Annotated in this window: 20 protein-coding genes; 2 read left to right on the forward strand and 18 right to left on the reverse strand. The window is 51.2% G+C overall.

Features of this window, described 5'->3' with window-relative positions:
- Positions 1-79: 79 nt before the first annotated feature.
- The 11 genes from IPQ00_10770 to IPQ00_10820 form a co-directional block, all read right to left on the reverse strand.
- The gene (locus IPQ00_10770; GenBank protein ID MBL0241037.1) at positions 80-703 is read right to left on the reverse strand and encodes an IS110 family transposase; all 624 of its coding nucleotides are present in this window, start codon (positions 701-703) and stop codon (positions 80-82) included.
- Positions 663-1169: a transposase gene (locus tag IPQ00_10775; protein MBL0241038.1), complete on the reverse strand. Its 507-nt coding sequence runs from the start codon at positions 1167-1169 to the stop codon at positions 663-665. The genes IPQ00_10770 and IPQ00_10775 overlap by 41 nt, the downstream gene beginning before the upstream one ends.
- Positions 1170-1412: 243 nt before the next feature.
- Positions 1413-1571 (reverse strand): hypothetical protein, encoded by a 159-nt coding sequence (locus IPQ00_10780; protein ID MBL0241039.1) that lies wholly within the window; start codon positions 1569-1571, stop codon positions 1413-1415.
- 724 nt (positions 1572-2295) lie between these two features.
- Positions 2296-3336 carry an aspartate-semialdehyde dehydrogenase gene (gene asd, locus IPQ00_10785; protein MBL0241040.1) on the reverse strand — a complete coding sequence of 347 codons (1041 nt, stop codon included), beginning with the start codon at positions 3334-3336 and terminating at the stop codon, positions 2296-2298.
- A 361-nt stretch (positions 3337-3697) separates the two neighbouring features.
- The gene (locus tag IPQ00_10790) at positions 3698-4849 is read right to left on the reverse strand and encodes an aminotransferase class I/II-fold pyridoxal phosphate-dependent enzyme (protein ID MBL0241041.1); all 1152 of its coding nucleotides are present in this window, start codon (positions 4847-4849) and stop codon (positions 3698-3700) included.
- Complete coding sequence (locus IPQ00_10795; GenBank protein ID MBL0241042.1) at positions 4849-5046, reverse strand: hypothetical protein; 198 nt, start codon at positions 5044-5046, stop codon at positions 4849-4851. Before IPQ00_10795 ends, IPQ00_10790 begins: the two co-directional genes overlap by 1 nt.
- Positions 5047-5106: 60 nt before the next feature.
- Positions 5107-6576, reverse strand: a complete 1470-nt coding sequence (locus IPQ00_10800) for an RNB domain-containing ribonuclease (GenBank protein MBL0241043.1) — start codon at positions 6574-6576, stop codon at positions 5107-5109.
- A gap of 42 nt (positions 6577-6618) precedes the next feature.
- A complete protein-coding gene (locus IPQ00_10805; protein ID MBL0241044.1) occupies positions 6619-7455 on the reverse strand; it encodes a 2,3,4,5-tetrahydropyridine-2,6-dicarboxylate N-succinyltransferase in 837 nt (278 codons plus the stop codon).
- Positions 7456-7467: 12 nt separating this feature from the next.
- Positions 7468-7863 (reverse strand): hypothetical protein, encoded by a 396-nt coding sequence (locus tag IPQ00_10810; GenBank protein ID MBL0241045.1) that lies wholly within the window; start codon positions 7861-7863, stop codon positions 7468-7470.
- A gap of 76 nt (positions 7864-7939) precedes the next feature.
- Positions 7940-8842, reverse strand: coding sequence for a 4-hydroxy-tetrahydrodipicolinate synthase (locus tag IPQ00_10815; protein ID MBL0241046.1), 903 nt, complete (start codon positions 8840-8842; stop codon positions 7940-7942).
- A 93-nt stretch (positions 8843-8935) separates the two neighbouring features.
- Complete coding sequence (locus tag IPQ00_10820; protein MBL0241047.1) at positions 8936-9643, reverse strand: dihydrodipicolinate reductase; 708 nt, start codon at positions 9641-9643, stop codon at positions 8936-8938.
- A 115-nt stretch (positions 9644-9758) separates the two neighbouring features.
- On the opposite strand from IPQ00_10820, the gene IPQ00_10825 reads away from it, so the two are divergent.
- A complete protein-coding gene (locus IPQ00_10825) occupies positions 9759-11924 on the forward strand; it encodes a metallophosphoesterase (GenBank protein MBL0241048.1) in 2166 nt (721 codons plus the stop codon).
- Positions 11925-11929: 5 nt separating this feature from the next.
- Positions 11930-12772 (forward strand): tetratricopeptide repeat protein, encoded by an 843-nt coding sequence (locus tag IPQ00_10830; protein MBL0241049.1) that lies wholly within the window; start codon positions 11930-11932, stop codon positions 12770-12772.
- Positions 12773-13064: 292 nt separating this feature from the next.
- Here IPQ00_10830 and IPQ00_10835 read toward each other — a convergent pair whose 3' ends face one another.
- From IPQ00_10835 to IPQ00_10865, 7 genes are all read right to left on the reverse strand, one after another.
- Positions 13065-13406 (reverse strand): hypothetical protein, encoded by a 342-nt coding sequence (locus IPQ00_10835; GenBank protein ID MBL0241050.1) that lies wholly within the window; start codon positions 13404-13406, stop codon positions 13065-13067.
- Positions 13407-13499: 93 nt separating this feature from the next.
- Positions 13500-15386, reverse strand: a complete 1887-nt coding sequence (locus IPQ00_10840; protein MBL0241051.1) for a M1 family metallopeptidase — start codon at positions 15384-15386, stop codon at positions 13500-13502.
- A gap of 106 nt (positions 15387-15492) precedes the next feature.
- Positions 15493-16494, reverse strand: a complete 1002-nt coding sequence (locus IPQ00_10845) for a M20/M25/M40 family metallo-hydrolase (protein MBL0241052.1) — start codon at positions 16492-16494, stop codon at positions 15493-15495.
- A gap of 29 nt (positions 16495-16523) precedes the next feature.
- Positions 16524-17888 (reverse strand): lysine-sensitive aspartokinase 3, encoded by a 1365-nt coding sequence (gene lysC / locus IPQ00_10850; protein ID MBL0241053.1) that lies wholly within the window; start codon positions 17886-17888, stop codon positions 16524-16526.
- Between the two features lie 182 nt (positions 17889-18070).
- Positions 18071-19153 (reverse strand): PLP-dependent cysteine synthase family protein, encoded by a 1083-nt coding sequence (locus tag IPQ00_10855; protein ID MBL0241054.1) that lies wholly within the window; start codon positions 19151-19153, stop codon positions 18071-18073.
- Between the two features lie 101 nt (positions 19154-19254).
- Positions 19255-19437 (reverse strand): SDR family oxidoreductase, encoded by a 183-nt coding sequence (locus IPQ00_10860; GenBank protein ID MBL0241055.1) that lies wholly within the window; start codon positions 19435-19437, stop codon positions 19255-19257.
- A 32-nt stretch (positions 19438-19469) separates the two neighbouring features.
- Positions 19470-20012 carry an SDR family NAD(P)-dependent oxidoreductase gene (locus IPQ00_10865; GenBank protein MBL0241056.1) on the reverse strand — a complete coding sequence of 181 codons (543 nt, stop codon included), beginning with the start codon at positions 20010-20012 and terminating at the stop codon, positions 19470-19472.
- Positions 20013-20017: the final 5 nt, after the last annotated feature.

The following is a 20017-nucleotide window of genomic DNA, read 5'->3' on the forward strand; positions in this document are numbered from 1 at the left end:
TTAGCGAATGCCATCATCTATTCGTGCACAGCTTCGTTCGAGCGGCTGGCTACATGAAACCTGATCGGCTCATCTCGAACTATATCGAGATGGCTGGCCGTACCATCAGACCTTCAGAGACTGAGCGGGTTTCCCCGTCACCTCTCCTGACCCCTCGTACAAACCAACTTCGCCCCGCCGTAAACTCCTCGTAGATGATATAGTCACGAAGCAGGACGTAAAAATTGATGAGAAGCTTACGGGCCGCTGCAACTTTTGCTTTCGGGCGGCCTCTACGACGGCTAACCTCGGAATAGAACTTCCGTATCTTCTTATCGCGACTTGCCTGGGCTGCCTGCCCGAGCAGGTACCTTGCGAGCCGCGAACCTCGCTTGCTGATCGAACCGATCCGCCTCGTCTCGCCCGAGCTTTTCTCGAGCGGGTCGAGTCCTACAAATGCCACGACCTCTTCCTTACGGCGAAAGCGTCGAACATCGCCGAGCGTGTGAACAAGTGCCATGGCGTTGATCAGCCCGATGCCGGGATGCGTCATCAGCAATTGAGCACGCTCTTCCTTATTCGCCTCTTCCTCGAGCCTCGCCTCCACGGCCTTGATCTGGCGTGTCAGCTCGTCGCAAAGAACAAATCGAGAGCTGACCAGAAGCCGCTCGACCTGTGTCGTCTCAACCTCCTCGATCTTCTTTCTCGCCTTTACCGCCGGCAAACGGAACCGTGGCAAGCCCTTCGATCGTGCGAACGCCTGCAGCTGATTCACCACCGATGTCCGCTTGCTCACCAAAGAGTGACGATAGTTCAGCAGATCGAGCATCTCCCGGCTCTGCTCGTTCCTCGGCGTGATCGCCGGAAATGTCCCGCATCAATAGATCCAGGATCGTCTCCGCATCCCTGTGGTCGTTCTTGTGTCTCGATAATGCTGCTCGACGGATCATCCTAGGGTCTCCGATCTTGAGCGTCATTCCATTGTCAAAGAGCAACTTCTCAAACCACCACAGCGATCCCGTGGCCTCCGTTCCAATAACCGCGTCCTTTCCGCACTTGCGGTAAAACGCCTTTATCCCCGCCTTATCGCTATGAAGAAACCGCTTATATCTGATCTCTCCATCCGCTTCATCCACAAAAGCAAGCGTCTGCTCATATGGATGAAAGTCAACCCCAATGTATACTGCCATTGTTGATCTCGCGGGTTGTTATTCTTTTGTCAGAATTCGAGTTTACACAAAAACTCGACTCCCGCGAGGTCAACACTTCATAGCATCAGACATGCGATAGTGCGATTCGTGAAGTTGTGGTAGAGTGCTTGTCAAATGGCAAGGAGACCTAGGGTTGAGATCGAGGGCGGGCTTTATCATGTGATCGTGCGTGGTAACGACAAAGAAAAACAATCGGTATCGGGCCTGCTATTTTGTCGATTCTCATATGGCGTCTTTGACCGACTTTAAGTACATTGCACTTACGCTTTCGGCTGATGTTGCGAAATTGTTGTCTACCATACTGCCCCATCGTGAGAGCGAAGCTGATTGCCGTGTCGATGCAGTGATACGGTGCAGGATTTCGATACTAGGATCTTTCATTAAACTTCTCCGGACATTGACCTTCTGCCTCGATGCGATGAAGCGAAAGCTTGATGTCTTTTGGCCCGTTCGCCGTCCGTGGGGATTTATCAGATTCCCCTCCTTACCAAGGAGGGGTGGCAGTGGCCGTCTTTTGGCCGCTGACGGGGTGGTTCTCTCACGGTAATAAAGATTCACCGTGCACTAACCCTAGGCCACAAACTGCGCTGAATTCCCGTTCGACGCTTGAGAACCACTCCGTCATCCCGATAAAAAGCATCGGGATGCCACCTCTCCTTTGTAAGGAGAGGAGTTTTTCAGACCATAGTTGATCTTTCGTGACGGGCGTTGCATCTATGCGACGTTGCTGTATCGTTGCAATTTATGATATAATATAACCAATCAACAGATCTTTGAAAACTAAAGACTGATGCAACGCCCGTTCGGGCACCAGCACCAAGTGAGTGCTCGGGAGAAATGGCGAATAACGAATGTCGAATACGGAATAGCAACAGTCGCTGTTTCTGAACGAAAGAAAAACGGCAGGTTTAGCGGAAAGCAGCCGTGCCATTTTTGAAGCGGTGTTACTTGCACAACGTAAAAATGGCACGATTTGTGACTGCAAATGCTTTGGTAACAATCGGTTACAAGCGGACTGCGTGTGCAAAAATGGCACGATTTATGGCACGAATTTTGGCACGGTCTTGGACGAGGTCACGCGACTCGATAGTTAACGCAGCCTTAACTAGATCAGGCCTTTTTGAATTAGAAGCTCCGCATTCAAAACTGCTGAGCCCGCCGCTCCGCGGACCGTATTGTGGCTAAGGCTGACAAATCGGTAGTCGAAGATGTTGTCCGGAAATACACGGCCGACGGTGATGGTCATCCCGTTGCCATTGTCCCGGTCCAGTCTCGGTTGTGGGCGAGTCGGTTCGTCAGTGACGTCGATAAACCGCTTTGGCGACGAGTGTAGATCAAGCGATGGGAACGTTTTCATCGCGTCAACTACCTCCTCGAGCGTGGTCGTCTGCTTTAGGTTTACCCTGACTGAGGCAGTGTGGCCGTCGATAACGTGCACGCGAAAGCATTGGGCTGAAACGGTAAAATCGGCTTTTTGGATTCCGCTTTCGGTAAAGGTGCCCAAGATCTTCTGGGCCTCGATCTCCACCTTTGGCTCTTCGCCGGGAATGTGCGGAAAGACGTTGTCAGTAATATCCAGCGACGGCACGCCCGGATATCCGGCACCCGAGATCGCCTGCATCGTCGTCACAATGACCGATTCGACGCCGAATCGCCGATGCAGTGCCGCCAGCGGCGGAGCAAAGCTGACGACGGCACAATTTGGATTAGTGACGATGAATCCACTGGTGAAGCCCCGATTTTCGCGCTGTTTGGCGATCAGGCCGACGTGGTCCGCATTGATCTCCGCGATGAGCAGGGGCACGTCTTCGTCCATTCGATAGCTGGACGAATTGCTGATCACCGGATAGCCGGCACGGGCAAACGCAAGCTCAGTCTCACGGGCGACCGACGACGGCAAGCTTGAAAATACGATGTCGCAATCGAGCGGCGGTTCGATCGGAGTGACGACGATGTCGCGAACGTTAGCCGGCATCTTGCCCGGCAATTTCCAAGCGCACGCCTCGGAATAGATCTTGCCCGCCGAACGGTCAGACGCCGCCATCGCTGTAATTTCGAATTGTGGATGGTTTTCGAGCAGTTGGGCAAATCTTTGCCCAACCGTCCCGGTCGCACCCAATATTCCTACTCTGTACTTTCTGCTCATAAAAGGAATTGCCTGGTCGGCTCTTTCTCACAGTATCTGGTGGATAGCCGATAGTTGCGTTGAAATCTAAGCGTATAAGTCAAAACGCTTTCGAAAGTTAGCGGCTCTTCGAAAATTAGTTTCGGATGAGACTCCGGCTCCGGTGATACTTGCTCCGCCGCCCGAGACTATTGTGCAAAGGAATTGTCAGGTCGTGATCCCACCGGTCCCTTCGTTGCCACCGTCGGCGACGGCGATGCTGTCTTCGCAGGCGTTGGTACAGTCCCTAATGTCGGCAAAGGAGTCGGCGTCGGATCGATCTTGTTCCGGATCGTGCTGCAAAAAATCGCCGATGCAAATATTAATACGAAGGGAATCAATTTCATAACGATAAAGCCTCCTTAATTCGCCGAACGCCCTCGGCCATCTTGTCTTCGGTATTGCAGAACGAGATTCGCAAGAAACCTTTTGCTTCCTGGCCGAATGCGACCCCGGGAACCGTGACGACGCGATTCTGCAGACATTTTTCGGCAACCTCGACATCATCGCCGATCGAGCGTACATCGAGCATCGTATAGAACGCACCTTCGGGCGATGTGGCGTGCAGGCCCATTTCGGTCTTGAATAGATCGACGATGAAATCGCCGCGTTTTTTATAAACTTCGCGGGCGTGCTGCTTTGCCGCCTCAGCCTCAGGTGACCACGCGATCAACGAAGCTTTCTGCGTGATAGTCGAGGTGCAAACGGTAGTAAATCCGTGCAGAACCTGTATAGCATGGATAACCTCGGGATCGGCACAAGCGGCCCATCCGAGACGCCATCCGGTCATCGACAACGATTTGGATAAACCGCTGACAATAATGGTTTTATCGTAATATTCGGATGCCGAGTGCGGACGTTTGTCAAAGTAAAGGTCGCTGTATATCTCGTCGGAGATCAGCCATATTCCAGTACCGTCGAGAGCATTGGCAATGTCCCGAAGATTCTGCTCGGTCATTATCTTACCGGTCGGGTTTGATGGTGAAATGACAACTGCCGCCTTGGTTTTATCGGTGATCTGAGCTTTGAAATTCTCGATATCGAATGCAAAATCGTCATCCGCCGGCATTCGGTAATAGACCGGAACACCCTGAGCGATGCGTGTGCAGGCATCATACGCCGGAAAGCTCGGGTCGGGCAGCAGCACTTCGTCGCCCTCGTCGATCACGCACATAAATGCGTCGGTCATCGCCTCCTGCGAACCACAGGTCACGACGACGCCGGTCCGCGGGAGGTCAAGGTGTGGATATTGTTCGGCGATCTTGTCGCGAAGCTCCGGGATGCCCGGATGCGATGTGTAGCCATTCTGCTCGTCGCGGCTAATGCGGGCGGCTTCGTCACGCAAAAATTGCGGCGTCGGCAGATCCGGCTCCCCAAGGCCAAAATTTATAGAATTGGGCAAAGCCCGTTCGAAAAATTGGCGGATCAATGTCGGCTGAAGCCCCTGCATCCTCCGCGGTAACGCAAATGATTTCATTTCGTTTTGGTGACCCATTACTCGTCAGCTTTGACACCGATCTCCTCCAGATCATCGCGAATGTCGCCGACCTCGACATTAAATTCGCCTTCGGCCTGGGTGATCGGGTCGCCGGTGAGTACGCCGCCGATGGTCTCGATCTCGCCGATTATCTTCTGACCGAGCCCTGTGATGCTGTCTTTCAGACTAGGTTTATGTTCATTTTCGGTGGTCATAATTTATTCCTCTTTGTCTATCTTAGCCAATTTGACCGCGAATCAAAATTCCACCAGATGTCACTTGCCGACCGCAAAATCGATAAATCCATTATTAGGATTGGCCGACAGCAAACGGAGCGTCACCTTGTCACCCACATCGAGCCTCTGCTCGCCGCGGACAATACGTCCGTCAACCGGCGGCCGCAGTATTCTGGCATACACTCCGGCAGAGGTGTCGCCGGTAACGATGCCCTGGAATGTCTCGCCGACGTGTCTCTGCATAACGGTCGCAGCGACGATCTTTCTCATCTTTCGTTCGACCTTGCGCGAGGCTCGCTCCTGCAAGTTGGCTTGGGACGCGATCGCGTCGAGTTCTGCGGCCGTATAAGGCGATTCGGCATTACCGATCACCGCCTTGACGAGCCGCTGAACCACGATATCAGTGAATCGCCGATTAGGAGCCGTGGAGTGGGCGTAATCATTGACCGCCAGCCCGAAATGCCCGCCCGCATCCTCACCCTGGCGTTGGACTACATACTCGCCGCTACCGATCAGCTTGATGATCGAAAGCGAAAGATCAGGGAAATGCTCCCGATCGGCGGACCGGCGTTTATCCAGAAATACAGCAAGAGATCGCTGGTCCGGCTGTTCGGGCAGAGAGTCGCCGTACTCGGCCGCGATCCGGCGGATACCATCCCAACGCTCGGGCGTCCTTACAACACGCCTCAGCGACAAAGCTCCGTTATTTTCCAAAAACTCCGCCATCTCGACATTCGCGGCGACCATAAAATTCTCGATCAACTTGCGTGCCGCATTTGTTTCGACCGATCGGATGCCCTTGATCTGGCCGTCCTCAACGACGGCAGCGGACTCGATCGATTCAAAGTCCAGTGCACCTTTCGCCGATCGATATTTCTGCAAACGAATCGCCGCTTGCTGCTGCAATTCCAGTTGTTCCCTGAGTCCCTGTGTGCGAGCGACCTTTTCCGGCATTTCGCCTTGGCCGTCAAGCCACATCCCGACATCTTCGTAAGCAAGTTGCGCGTGATTATTTACCAAAGCGCGAAAAAACGTGCTTTGTGGAACATCGCCGTTTTCCTTTATGATCATTTCGGCGACGACGGCAAGCCGATCGACGCCCTCGTCAAGTGAGGTTAGATCAGTGGATAGCTCCTCGGGCAGCATCGGGAATATCTTGCTCTCGGTATAGACCGTCACGGTGTTTTGTCTGGCGTGATCGTCGATCGGCGAGCCTTTGGCGACCATCGCATCGACGTCTGCGATCCCAACAAGCACCCGAATATCACCATTATCAAGCCTTTCGGCCCACTCGATCTGATCAAGGTCACGAGATGTCGCATTATCGATCGACGACCAAAGCGTCGAACGCATATCCCGGATCATTGCACCCGCCGACGCGGCGGGTAGAGCACGGATCCCGTCAACCTGACTCCATACTTCCGGTGAAAACTCCGGCTCAAACCCGTTTTCGATCATCGCCTGATGCGCTTTTCCGGTTAACCAATCGTTCGAGCTATGATCGTTCATCATTTATTCCTTTATGCTTTTTGCGAGTTTGTGGGAAATTCCCTATCTCAGATAGTCTTCAAGTCTTGTAGAAGAATCCGTCTTTTCGTCGCGATATTTGACGATAATGGGGCAGTAGATAGAGAGTCCATTCTCGCTTCCAAAATCGTTTGTAACAGCGCGTGAACCCTGAACCACAACGGCACCGGCCGGGATCTCAAGCGATCCGCCATTCTCGGATTTTATTATCCGCTGATTTGGCAGGTCAAACACCGGCGTCGAACGTGTAAGTATGACGCCGCTAGCCAGCACGGCTCTTTCGCGAACAATAGTGCCTTCGTAAATGCCTGTATTGCCGCCGACGAGCACGTCGTCCTCAATAACAACCGGAGTCGCATTAACAGGCTCTAAAACCCCGCCAATTTGCGCAGCTGCGGACAAGTGAACACGCTTCCCGATCTGTGCACACGATCCAACCAAAGCGTGTGAATCGACCATAGTTCCCTCGTCCACATATGCACCGACATTAATATATGCCGGCGGCATAACGACGACCGACGGTGCTACATACGAACCGTCGCGTATCGCCGACCCGCCGATCACGATCCTCACACCGTCTTCTAACGTCATCGGCCGCAGCGGAAATGTGTCTTTGTCAAAAAATTGCAGTGTCTCGGTCGGTTTCGATATCTCGACCATCTTGCCCATCCGAAAACCGAGGAGAATTCCCTGCTTTACCCAAGAATTCGCCCGCCAAACGCCATCCTCGCCTTTTTCGGCCGAACGTATCTCGCCGCGACGGAGTGCGGTCTTGAAAGATTCGTATATCTCCCGGTCGTCGGCAGTAAATTCGCTCTTTGCAAAAAGCTTTTCAATTTCACTTTGTAAATTCACAAACAAATTCTCCGTTTCCTAAGCATCGTCGCGATTCCCGATGACCGCCCGTGCGATCAAACCGATCCCGCCCGCGAACAAAACCAACATAATTATTGTGTTAAAAAGACTTGTGGGTTGGAAATATATTTGCAGGTTCATCAAAACGCCTGATGCGATGACGATTATGCTTATCGCGATCAGGATCCAGCCGGTGATCGACTTGCCGTTAAAAAAGACAAACGCGATTCCGAAGATGAGCGGGACAAGCGACAAACCAAAACTGTTGTAACCGCGCCAATTCCAAAAGCCGCTCGTCACGATCACGCGGCTAATTAGCATATACCCGCCGGCGATCGTCATGATGAATCCGATCACGAACTCGATCAAGCCTCCAGAAGTTCCGCCCGGTTTTTTTAGATCGTCAAATTCCATAATAAATTGTCAATTGTGAGAGTTGTCCTGCGTCCAAGACTCGATCACCCAATCTAAAATTGACAATCATCTTTGCCTATCCCAATTTCAGATCTTTCAGAATCCCTTTCAGAAGCCCACGAGTCTCAGCAGTCACTCGAACCAACGGGAGTCTCAAATTCTCTTCGCACAAGCCCATCTCTTTCATCACGAACTTGCACGGAGCGGGCGACGATTCGATGAAGTTTGCTTCCATCAAAGGCAGTATTTTGTAGTTGATTTTTCGTGCGAAATGGAACGAGCCGTTCAGCGCGTGTTCGACCATTTTCGCAGTTTCTTTTGGGATTTCGTTGGCACAAACTGACACCAGGCCATCTGCACCAAGAGAAATAAGCGGTAAGGTTGACGCATCATCGCCCGAAAAAACTCTGAAATACTTAGGACGATTAGCGATTATTTCCATAACTTGAGAATAATTGCCCGACGCTTCTTTGGTCGCAACGATGTTGTTAAACGTGTTCGCCAATCGTAGCGTAGTGTCGGCCGAAATATTCGAAGCGGTCCGCGATGGTACGTTGTAGAGCATAATTGGAAAACCCATTACGCTCTTTGCGATCTCGGAATAGTGGGCGAATATGCCTTCCTGTGTCGGTTTGTTATAGTACGGAGCCACGATCAACGCGGCGTCGGCCCCTGCCTCACGGGCTTTGCGTGTAAAATCAATCGTCGCTGCGGTGCTATTGCTTCCCGTTCCGGCAACAACGTGAGCGTCGATCCGTTTTGCAACCTCGACCGTCATTTTGATGACGTGCAGACGTTCGTGCTCGTCCATCGTCACGCTCTCACCAGTCGTCCCGCACGGCACAAGTATCTTGACGCCGCCCTTCACCTGCCGCTCGACAAGTTTCCGGAAGCAATCGTCATCGATCGAGCCATCCTTATGGAAAGGCGTCACCAAGGCGGTCGCACACCCACTCATCCATTCGATCCTCATTGTCATAAACACAGATTAACACAGAAATGAAGGCGGAAACACGACCGGTAGGGAGTGTGTTTTCGACAAGGTTATCTATAGCGGCCCCGAACGCAGTTGCTACTGCTCTCTGTTCTGACAGATCTCATCTATAACTTCCGTAAACTCATAAAACCCTGTCTTTCCGATTATCCATTCGGCGGCGAGGATCGATCCGGCGGCGAAACCTTCGCGGGAGCGCGCAGTATGCTCTAGTAGAATTTGGTCGGCCACGCCGTCAAAGCCTACACGGTGCGTGCCCGGAATGTTGCCCGCTCTTGTTGCCGAGACGCTGAATTCATCTGTGATGTGTTCAGCAACAATATCTTTAAGTTTAAGGGCTGTTCCGCTCGGGCTATCTTTTTTGCGTGAGTGATGCTGTTCCTCGATAAATGCTTCGTATTCGGGAAACTTCGCGAACAACTTCGCCGCGTGTGCTACGACGCGGTAAAAAAGATTGATGCCGATCGAAAAATTAGCCCCGAAAACCATCGCTCCGTCTTTACTGTTGACTAATTGCTCGACCTCTTCGCGTTCAACATTCCAGCCCGTCGTACCCTCTACTAGCGGCACCTTCGCCAACAGACAAGCCTCGACATTTCGCCGCACCGCGTCCGCCGTCGTGAAATCGATCGCGGCATCGACGCCGCGAAGTTGATCCGCGAATTCAGCCGACGACGAGCGGGCATCAGAACTGTCGATGACAACGGCGATCTCGTGTCCTTTGACTTCGGCAAGATGGTGGATGATTTTCCCCATCGCCCCGTAACCGATAAGTGCAAGTTTCATAGCCTGATGATAGCGGAAAAATTCCTATTGTGAAATCTCTTCGGAACGGCTAGAATAAGAGTATTGACTCCTTGTTTCCTCCCCTCGTTTTGTCCACCCGTATTAATTCCTTCCTATGAAAAACCTAATCCTGATCGGAGCAATTTTAATTGGCGTTTTTTCCGCTAACTCGTTTGGTCAGTCGACATTGATAACTCGAAACTCTGTCTGGAAATATCTCGACAATGGTTCTAATCAGAGCACGCAATGGCAAAGCTCGAATTATAATGATTCAAATTGGGCGTCCGGGAATTCCGAACTCGGCTACGGTGATGGAGGAGAAACTACAACGGTCAGTTATGGCAGTGATGCCAACAACAAGTACATAACCACTTACTTTCGAAAGTCGTTTGTCGTCGCCGATCCGACATTATATTCAAGTTTATCATTAAGCTTAATTCGTGATGACGGAGTTGTTGTCTACTTAAATGGTTCGGAGATATACCGATCAAACATGCCCGCCGGCACGATCAACTACCAGACGTTGGCACCAGTCGCAATCGGCGGAGCGGATGAATCGACTTTTCTACAGTCGACTATTAGTCCGAATTTGCTTGTGACTGGAAACAACCAATTGGCGGTCGAGATTCACCAGTCAGCAATCACGAGCAGCGATATAAGTTTTGATCTCGAATTACTGGGTCAGAATACCGCACCGACCGCGGCGGTTACGCGCGGTCCGTACCTTCAAATGGGCAACGAAAGTTCAATGACCGTGCGATGGCGGACAGACGTCCCAACCAATAGTCAGTTGAGGTTTGGCACCTTGCAGGGAAGTCTAACCAGCACCGTTGATGACCAGACAGTAATAACCGATCATGAGATTCGGGTCTCAGGTCTTCAGGCCAAAACCAAGTATTATTATTCGATCGGCACTACCACGCAGGTAATGGCCGGAAATGACACAAACCATTTCTTTATCACTTCGCCGATCGCTCGTCCGAGCGACTTTTACCGTTTTTGGGTATTGGGCGATTCGGGTACTGCGACCGCCAGTGCCCGCGCGGTACGCGATGCGTATCTTTCTTTCAACGGCAGCACCTATACAAATCTGGTACTTATGCTTGGTGACAATGCCTATCAGTCTGGCACGGATGCAGAATATCAAGCTGCGGTTTTCGACATGTATCCGACCGTTCTTCGTCAAACACCGCTTTGGACGACGATCGGTAACCACGATACGGCACAGTCTTCAACGCCCCCGAGTAGCCTGCCGTATTTTCAGATGTTCACACTGCCCACGGGAACCGAGGGCGGCGGCGTTGCGTCCGGAACCGAGAAATATTACTCATTCAATTATGGAAATGTTCATTTTGTATGTCTCGATTCAATGACTTCAAACCGTTCTTCGACAAGTCCAATGTTGAATTGGCTCAGAGAGGATCTGGCCCAAAACTCGCGGCCATGGCTTGTGGCGTTTTGGCATCATCCACCTTATACAAAGGGCTCGCACAATTCTGACACCGAAGCCGAGCTGATCGAAATGAGGACGAATGTGCTTCCGATCTTGGAATTATGGGGCGTTGATCTTGTGATATCCGGACACAGTCATTCGTACGAACGTTCGTATTTTATCGACGGGCACTATGGCAATTCGACGACGTTTAACAATGCGATGAAAAAGATGCCCGGCGGCGGCCGCGAAAATATCGACGGTGCCTATCGAAAATCGTATTTGAGCCCGCACTTGGCCAATCAAGGCGCGGTGTACGCTGTCGCCGGCAGCTCAGGACAGATTTCGGGGGGTTCCCTAAACCATCCTGCGATGTTCATTTCACTCAACAACCTGGGATCAATGGTCATCGACGTGCAAAACGACCGAATGAATGCGAAATTTCTTCGTGAAAATGGAACTGTCGCCGATTATTTTTCGATTATTAAGGCTAACCCGACAGCGGCTTCGACCGCGATTCGCGGCACGGTAAGGTCGTCGAATGGATCCGAGATGGCAAATGTTCGATTAACCATTACTAGCCCATCTGGGGCGACACGGTCGGCGATATCGAGTTCATTTGGCACCTTTCAGTTTGATGCGGTAGCAATTGGCGAGACTTATGTTATCTCCGCAAACGCAAAAGGCTACACATTCGCGTCCCGGATCTTAACCGTCGATGACGAATTGGCCGATCTTGAGATCATCGCCGTTCCTCAGGTTGGATATCAACCCCCAACTTCACGTGATAGCAAAAGAAGTTTTATTAAGATGGTCAAAACTCACCCCGTCCAAAGCGGTCAATTATGAGACGTATGCTTAAATTCATTTTGTGCTCAGGCATGCTCATCATCGGATGCTCACTTGTCGCGACTGCTCACGATGGTATCCATGAACAAATCGTTTCCGTGACAAAGGCAATTCGAAAGGCACCAAACAATCCGGCACTTTACCTAAAACGGGCTGAGCTTTACCGCCTTCATAAAGAGTGGCAAAACTCTGCACGGGACTTTGGCAAGGCTCGATCGATCGACCCAAAACTGACGATTGTTGACCTCGGGCGCGGCAAGCTCTTGCTTGATTCAGGGCAGTTCGCAAAGGCGAAAGTTGCACTTGAAATTTTTCTCGCCAAGGAGCCGCGAAGTTTCGAGGGTAATCTGACACTTGCCCGAATCTACCGGCAGATGAAAGACATTAGCTCGTCTGCCGACTTTTTCTCGCGCGCGATCGGAATCTCACCGCAAGATTCCATCGAGATATATCTCGAGCGGTCCGATATCTTGGCGTCCGTGGGTAATTTCCATGGAGCCCTAAGTGGCTTGGACGAAGGAATAATTATACTGGGACCGATCTCGACGCTCGTGTCCGCGGCGATTGATCTAGAGATCAAACGCGGTAATTTTAATTACGCACTGCTTAGACTAGACAGCTTTTCGGCCGGTCTGCAAAACAAGGAATCTCATCTGCTACGACGAGCACAAATACAGTTAATGGCGGGAAGACGATGTGAGGCTCGCAAAAGCCTTCAGATGTCTCAAAGCCTGTTCGACGCACTTTCACCTTCTCGAAGGAACATACGGGCGATCAAAGAGCAGACCGCTCAGTTGAACCGATCTTTGGCAGCAATACCGGCAAACGTTTGCGATCTAAAACAGTAACCGGCAGTTGTAGATCAATCTCGTCCAAACGCCACCATTCGATATAAATGACGGGAAAATTGACTGCATCGGTTCAGAACAATTCCGATTAGAATTCCTGCCAATTTGTACCAGAACCGATCATATTGCCCGATTTGATGTGGGTTATTCGTGTTGATCGTGGCTAAGAGTTTTTTCACGAAGTTGACATAGAATTCAACAGCTTTTTCGAGATCTTCTCTACGCACAAATTCGTATTTCGTGTGAGCTACGAGGATCGATCCGGAGCCGAGAAGCAGAGGCTTGCCCCAGTTTAGCAAATGGGGAATGGCGGAGGTGAAACGCACGACCTTTTGGTTGAAGCCTTCGACCTCGAGCAATCGGACCGACTCCCTGAATGAAAGTATCTCGATCTCACCGCGGCCGCGTACGGCATTGCGAAGAGCTTCCTCGATCGGCTGCTTTTTTCGTGGTCAGGCGGATGACGAGGCCTGCTTCGCCGCACCGCGTCAGCCGTCGTGAAATCGATAGCAGCATCGGCGCCAAGTAGTTTTTCCGCCAATTCGGCCGCCGACGACCCGGCGCCCGAATTAACGATGACAACGGTGATCTCGTAGCCTTTTTCTTCGGCAAGATGGTGAATGAGTTTCCCCATCGCCTCGTAACCGATAAGAGCTAACTTTATACGTTTCTATAATTGAACAACATAGAGGCAGTTGCCGACCTTTCCTATATGTCGTTTTAACTCTTACTCAGCCGGCCAAATATTGTCCTTTGGGTTGTAGTCCAAGTAAATGCCGCCGTCGAGAGTGATACTTTTTATTGTTTTGCGGGAGGCGATCTTTACAGATGCTTCCTTAGAGTTGTGCTGCCAAAGTGCAGGCGTTTGGTGAATCGTTTCGGTTGTGCCGTCTTGGTACGTCACGACGACATCCACGGGTGCGGGGAATCCGCCTAGATTCTTGATCTTGATCGTCGAACGATTACCAGCCTTTTCGACTCCGACGACCGAATAATCGATATAGCCGTATGTAAAGAACCAAGCATTCCAAAACCAATTCAGATCTTTGCCGGTGGCCGTGTTAAAGCTGTTGTACATATCCCACGGTATTGGATGCTTACCGTGCCAATTGTCGATAAAAGAGTGCAGTCCCTTTCTAAATTCCACATCACCAAGCAGGTCTTTCAATGCAAGATACCCGAGTGCAGCACGGCCGTATTTATTCGACCCGTACCCGCTACCGGTTAAAACATTTTCAGGTGTCATAATCGGAATATCGGCGTCCGAATTAACATTGGCTATCCACCCGCGAACCCGAAAATTCTTAAAAGTCGGATCTGCCATCGGTTTACCGAAAGTAGCAACGTTGAAAAGATACTCAAACGCTGTCGTCCAACCTTCTTCCATAAATGCATAGCGACGCTCATTAATGCCCATATAGAACGGGAAATAACTATGCATTATTTCGTGAGCCGCAACGAACTCCTGCATTTCCGGCCGCCCCTGTGAGCTGTCATTCGCCATCATCGGATATTCCATATCGGCGAAACCGCGAAATATCGTCATTTTCGGATACGGATACGGAACTCCCGGCCATTGGTTAGATGAGAACTCAAGCGAAGACTTTATGTACTTCACCATATTTGCGAAATTCTTCGACGGCTCATCGTAGGCCGCCTGTGTACTTGAGCGTCGACCGGTCTTTTTGTCTACGACGAGGCTGCCAGCGTCCCAGATATAATGATCGGACAAACCGAAAGCGACATCCGAAACATTTTCCGCTTTCCACTTCCAGGTATTTGTCTCGTTCTGTGCCGTGACCTTGCCGGACTTCACCTCGTCCAGTGTCGCGATGTTTATCACGTCGTCACTGGTGAACGACTGTTTCAGACGTTCTGCTATATTCGGCTTCAAAACTTCGTCGGCATTCGTGAGATCACCTGTCGCCCAAACTATATAGTTTTTCGGCACTGAGACTTCAAGCGTGTAATCATCAAAATCACCAAAAAACTCGTGTCCCAACGTATGCGAGATATTGTCCCAGCCGTTGACATCATCGAGCACTGCAACGCGCGGATAAAAATAGGCGATATAAAACGACGTTGGATCAATAACACCTTCGCGTCCCGACTCCAAAACGAGTTCGTAATGCCACTTAAATGAGAGTTTCACCGAGGCACCCGGAGCAAGCGGCTCGTCTAGCCTGATCGAGTTGTACGTCATTCCCTTCTGCCTGATGAGCGGCGTCCAGGCTTTCACCTTGCCGTTCTCAGAGAATTCGTCGACCGACACGTCCGACGTCAATTGATTCGAGCTAACCGGACGCTCACGCATCGCTTCCGGCGTATGCACATTTAGTTCGAAACGCAACGTCAGCATCGGCAAAGCCTTTGCGCTGTTATTAGTGTATATAATGTCTTCGGAACCGCTAATCGTTCGGTTCGGCGGAGCGATATTCATTCGAATATTGTGAACAGATTTATTCTGGGAATACTTCGGTCCCGGCTTTCCATCCATACTCCGCGTCCCGTTCGCATAAGCGGCCTTAACATTCCGCGGCATAAACAAATTCTGCCCCAAAACGGGGACCGCAAACAAGATCACACACACTAAATAACTGATTTGCTTTTTCATATTTCTATTTTCTAACGTCGCTTTTCACTGATTATACGGCCTAGACAACTAAATTGATTCAACCGACTTAAAAATCGGCAACACGCAGGTGGTGCGTGGTTCCAACTTAGCCTAATAGTTTCAACACTAGGTTGTGATAGAGGACTGCAGCTTGTTCGAGATCTTCTTTACGCACAAATTCGTCTTTCGTGTGTGCTACGAGGATCGAGCCGGGCCCGAGCAGGAGCGGCTTGCCCCAGTTCGGCATATGCGGAATGTCGGTCGTGAAACGTACGACCTTTTGGTTGAAGCCTTCAACCTCGAGCATTCGGACAGGCTCACTAAATGAGAGTATCTCTATCTCCCCGCGGCCACGTACGACTTTGCGAAGAGCTTCCTCTATCGGCTGTTTTTTTGTGGTCAGGCGGATGGCAAGGCCTGCCTCGGCTCGCGGCGGAATGACGTTGAGGGCTATGCCGCCTTCGATCGTGCCAATATTTACCGTGGTCTCGCCAAAAAAATCATCGTTCGGGAAACGCGTGTCGCGAATGTCGTCGAGAATGTCGAGCAGTTTCTCGATCGCGGATTCGCCTTCTTCGGGATACGCAGAATGAGCGGCCTTTCCGGTCGTCGTAAGTTTGACACGAAATGTGCCCTTCGAACCGATGGCGAGGTCGTTGTCTGTCGGTTCGCCATTGATCATATACTCGCATTTGGCGGCGAGCGGATGCAGATTCGCCGCTTTCGCACCGGTCGATGCACGCTCTTCGTCAACGGTAAACAGCAGTCCGATGTCGTTTACGCCATCTTCTCTGAGTGACTCGGCAGCTTTGATCTGGGCCGCGATTATTCCCTTCGCGTCGCACGAACCGCGACCGTAGATCTTGTCCGCATCCTCCGTAGGCGGAATAAATGGTGGCACCGTGTCCATATGGGTCGAGAGCCAAACTCGCGGAGTATCGTTTAGGGTCGCGATAACATTGTTTTGATTCTCGGATACTTTTTGAAGCTCGACGGACCAGTCAAGCGATTCCAGATGGTCACGCAGATAAAAACCGATCGGTTCCTCTTCGCCCGAGACCGAGGGGATCGACATCAGACTTTTAGTAAGTGTAAAAAGGTCGGACATATTTATGCAAAATCAATTGGCAATTGGATCTAAAAGAACGATCTGTGGAGTTCCCGTATCACATCCGACGCAAGGCCTTCTTTCACGACAAATGTCAGATTTACGCTCGACGCCCCGTGTGAGATTAAAGCGACATTCACGTCCCGAATTGTCGAAAAAACGGACGATGCTAGGCCCGTCGAGGCCCTTAGGCCCTCGCCGACGACGCAGATCACGGCATAGCCGGAATCAACCTCAACGTCGCCAAGTCGCTTTAGTTCGGTAACGATCTTTTCCAGTTCGGCTGTATTATCGAGTGTAAGTGCCACTGAAACCTCGGAAGTCGAGATTACGTCGATAACCGTACGAAAGCGTTCGAATACCTGGAATAACGCGCTCATAAAACCATAACTGCCGAGCATTCTGGCCGACGTGATCCGCAGGATCGTGATGTTATTTTTATGTGCGATCGACTTGATCTTGTTCGGCACCTCAGCAGAATCCGCGAGCACCATTGTGCCGACCGCGTCGGGTTCGAAGGTATTACAGACGCGAATCGGAATGGCGTGGTCGACCGCGGGCTTGATGGTCTTTGGATGTAGGACTTTGGCTCCAAAATATGCAAGTTCGGCAGCCTCTTCATACGAAAGCACCGGAATGGTGCGAGCCTCGCCGCATATCCGCGGATCACACGTCATTACGCCGGTCACATCGGTCCAGATCTGCAGTTGGTCGGCCCGAAGTGCTGCCGCCGTCATAGCCGCCGAATAGTCGGATCCACCGCGCCCAAGTGTTGTAGTTTCGCCGCCCCGATTGGCGGCGATAAAGCCGCCCATTACGGGTACTTCGCCGTCGGCGATAATCGGCTCGAGTTCGAGTTTGACTAGCTTTTCGGTTTCATCCCATATCGGCTGTGCGGCACCATATTCATCATCAGTGACGATCATCCGCCGCGAATCGACCTGTCGTGCACGTATGCCTTTTGCCTTCAGAACCTCCGCAAGAAGTCGCGATGACAATTGTTCGCCGTACGATACGATCGCGTCCTTGAGTATTGACAGCGGCAGACTGCGGCGTGTGACGCGGATCAATAGGTCCGAAAGCTCACCTCGTGCCAAGTCCAATTCGCCGTTGAACGGGTTAGGCCGACCCGGCGGGATAAAATACCGCGAAACTTCGGCGTGGCGTTCGAAATGCGGTTCGAGCGAGAGAAATGCCTCGGCAAAATCACCTTTCTTGGCCAGCTCAAACGCCGCAAGCAAGGCGTCCGTCACCTTGGTCATCGCAGAGACCACCACGACCGGACGGATAGATATCTGCGTGGAAACGACGTGAAATACACGTTCGAACGCCGCTACGTCACCAACTGACGTGCCGCCGAACTTCAACACGGTTGGATGTAAAGCTACTCTCACAATTATTAAGTAAATTTAAGGTAAATCAGCCGCGTTAGCAAAACGATACAGAAATTTGGGGCCGCGGGCGAATTTCGAAAATATCCGGACGGACCACTTTCGCTAACTCCGGCGACAAGCAGTAGTGCAAATTCGGAATGATCGTCGAAAATGAACTTTTTCCGGTACGTTGACCGTTTGTATTAAAAAGCGGTTATCGATGCCTGCGTCAACCCAAGGCGCCCGATCGTCTGATATCCAAAAAGTTCAATATTCGGCGACAAATAGTCGTCCTTGACCGATTCTTCGCGGACGAGGTCGGTGCTCAAATATTTCTTGTTGTCGTCGCAGAAGACCGTTGCCACGACCGCATCAGCTCCCAATTTCTCCTGAGCGATCAATGCACCAAGAAAGTTCGCTCCAGACGATATTCCAACCGCCAACCCAAGCCGTGACGCTAATTTTTGTGCCATCAGGATCGAGTCACCGTCCGAAACACCGATCACCTCGTCCAAATGGTCAAGTTCGCATATTGCCGGTACAAATTCGTCCGATATACCCTGAATGCGATGACTACCGACCTTGTGGCCGGTCGACATCGTTGGTGATTCGAGCGGTTCAAGCGGAAACAGCTTTATATCTTTGTTCTTTTCACCAAAGAATTTGGCAACGCCCATTATCGTTCCACCCGTTCCGACACCCGCGACAAATGCGTCGGGTTCGAAGCCGACGTTTTGCAATTGTTCCCAGATTTCGGGGGCTGTTGTCAGATAGTGGGCCTCCGGGTTCGCGGAGTTCGAAAATTGATGCGGCAAGAAGACGCTTTTATGATCACGTTTGTACTTTTCACATAACTCGATCGACCCTAAAAAACCGCCTTCCTCGTGGCTCACAAGCGTTACCTCCGCCCCGTAACTCTTGATCAGCGAGATCCTCTCTTTGCTCATCCATTCAGGCATAAAAATATGAACAGGATTCCCGAATGCGTGGCCGATCGCTGCAAATGCGATCCCGGTATTTCCGCTCGTGGCCTCGACAATAGTGTCGCCCTCATTTATCTGGCCGTCTCGATAGGCGGTGCTGATGATATGCAACGCCATTCGATCCTTGATGCTGCCTGAAAGATTGAGGTGCTCTGCCTTAGCAAAGATGGTTCTACGTTTACCGAAGTAGTGAAAATGGACAGCAAGCAACGGCGTGTTGCCGATAAGATTTTCCACGTAGCTGGTGTTTACCGGCACCGCGGCAAAGTGATTTTGAAATTCGTCGAGCTTATTAATGTTCATAAGTCAGTTGCCCTTCCTAAGTATATGTTCAGAAATACAAGTATAAATCCTTACCACAGGACTTGCAGGATTAATGTGAGGCAAATCACAAAACGCTCGGTTCATCCGCATAACACTGCTCCACCATTGATATTGATAACCTCACCCGTAATATGCCGCGACCAGTCCGACGCGAGAAAGACGATCGATAAGGCAATATCGTCCGCGGTTGCGACCCGCTTAAGCGGAATGCCCTCGACGACGCTCTTTACGAATTCCGGATCGTCAAATACGCCGTCGTTCAAGCCGGTATCGACCCATCCGGGCGCGACCGCATTTACGCGAATGCTTGGCGCCAGTTCGTTTGAAAGCGCCTTTGTAAATGATATCTGTCCCCCTTTTGAAGCCGCGTAGTTTGAATAGCCCGCTTCACCGCGTTGTCCGGCGGTCGAAGATACGATAACGATCGAACCGCCTTGCAAATCGTCCACGTTCCCTTGAGATTGGCGTCGATCACGCGATCCCAAACGTCCTCGGTCATTGCTTCGACTGCGTCGCCTTCCCATATACCGGCGTTTGCAATTACGATGTCAACACCGCCAAATTCTCTCAACGCCGCCTCATTCAAACGCTCGGCATCGATTGGTTTCGAGACATCTGCTTGAAACGCGACCGCTTTTACACCGAAATTGCGGCATTCTCGTACGACGGCCAATGCCTCTGCCTCGTGTTGAAAGTAATTTACCACGACATTGGCTCCGGCCTCGGCCAATCTAATTGCGGTTGCGCGTCCGATCCCCCGTGACGCTCCGGTCACGATCGCCGTTTTGCCGATTAGAAGGCAAAACGGTAATTTTTGTTCAACGATTTCTTTATTCATAATGA

Source organism: Chloracidobacterium sp., assembly GCA_016720705.1.
Classification (GTDB): domain Bacteria; phylum Acidobacteriota; class Blastocatellia; order Pyrinomonadales; family Pyrinomonadaceae; genus OLB17.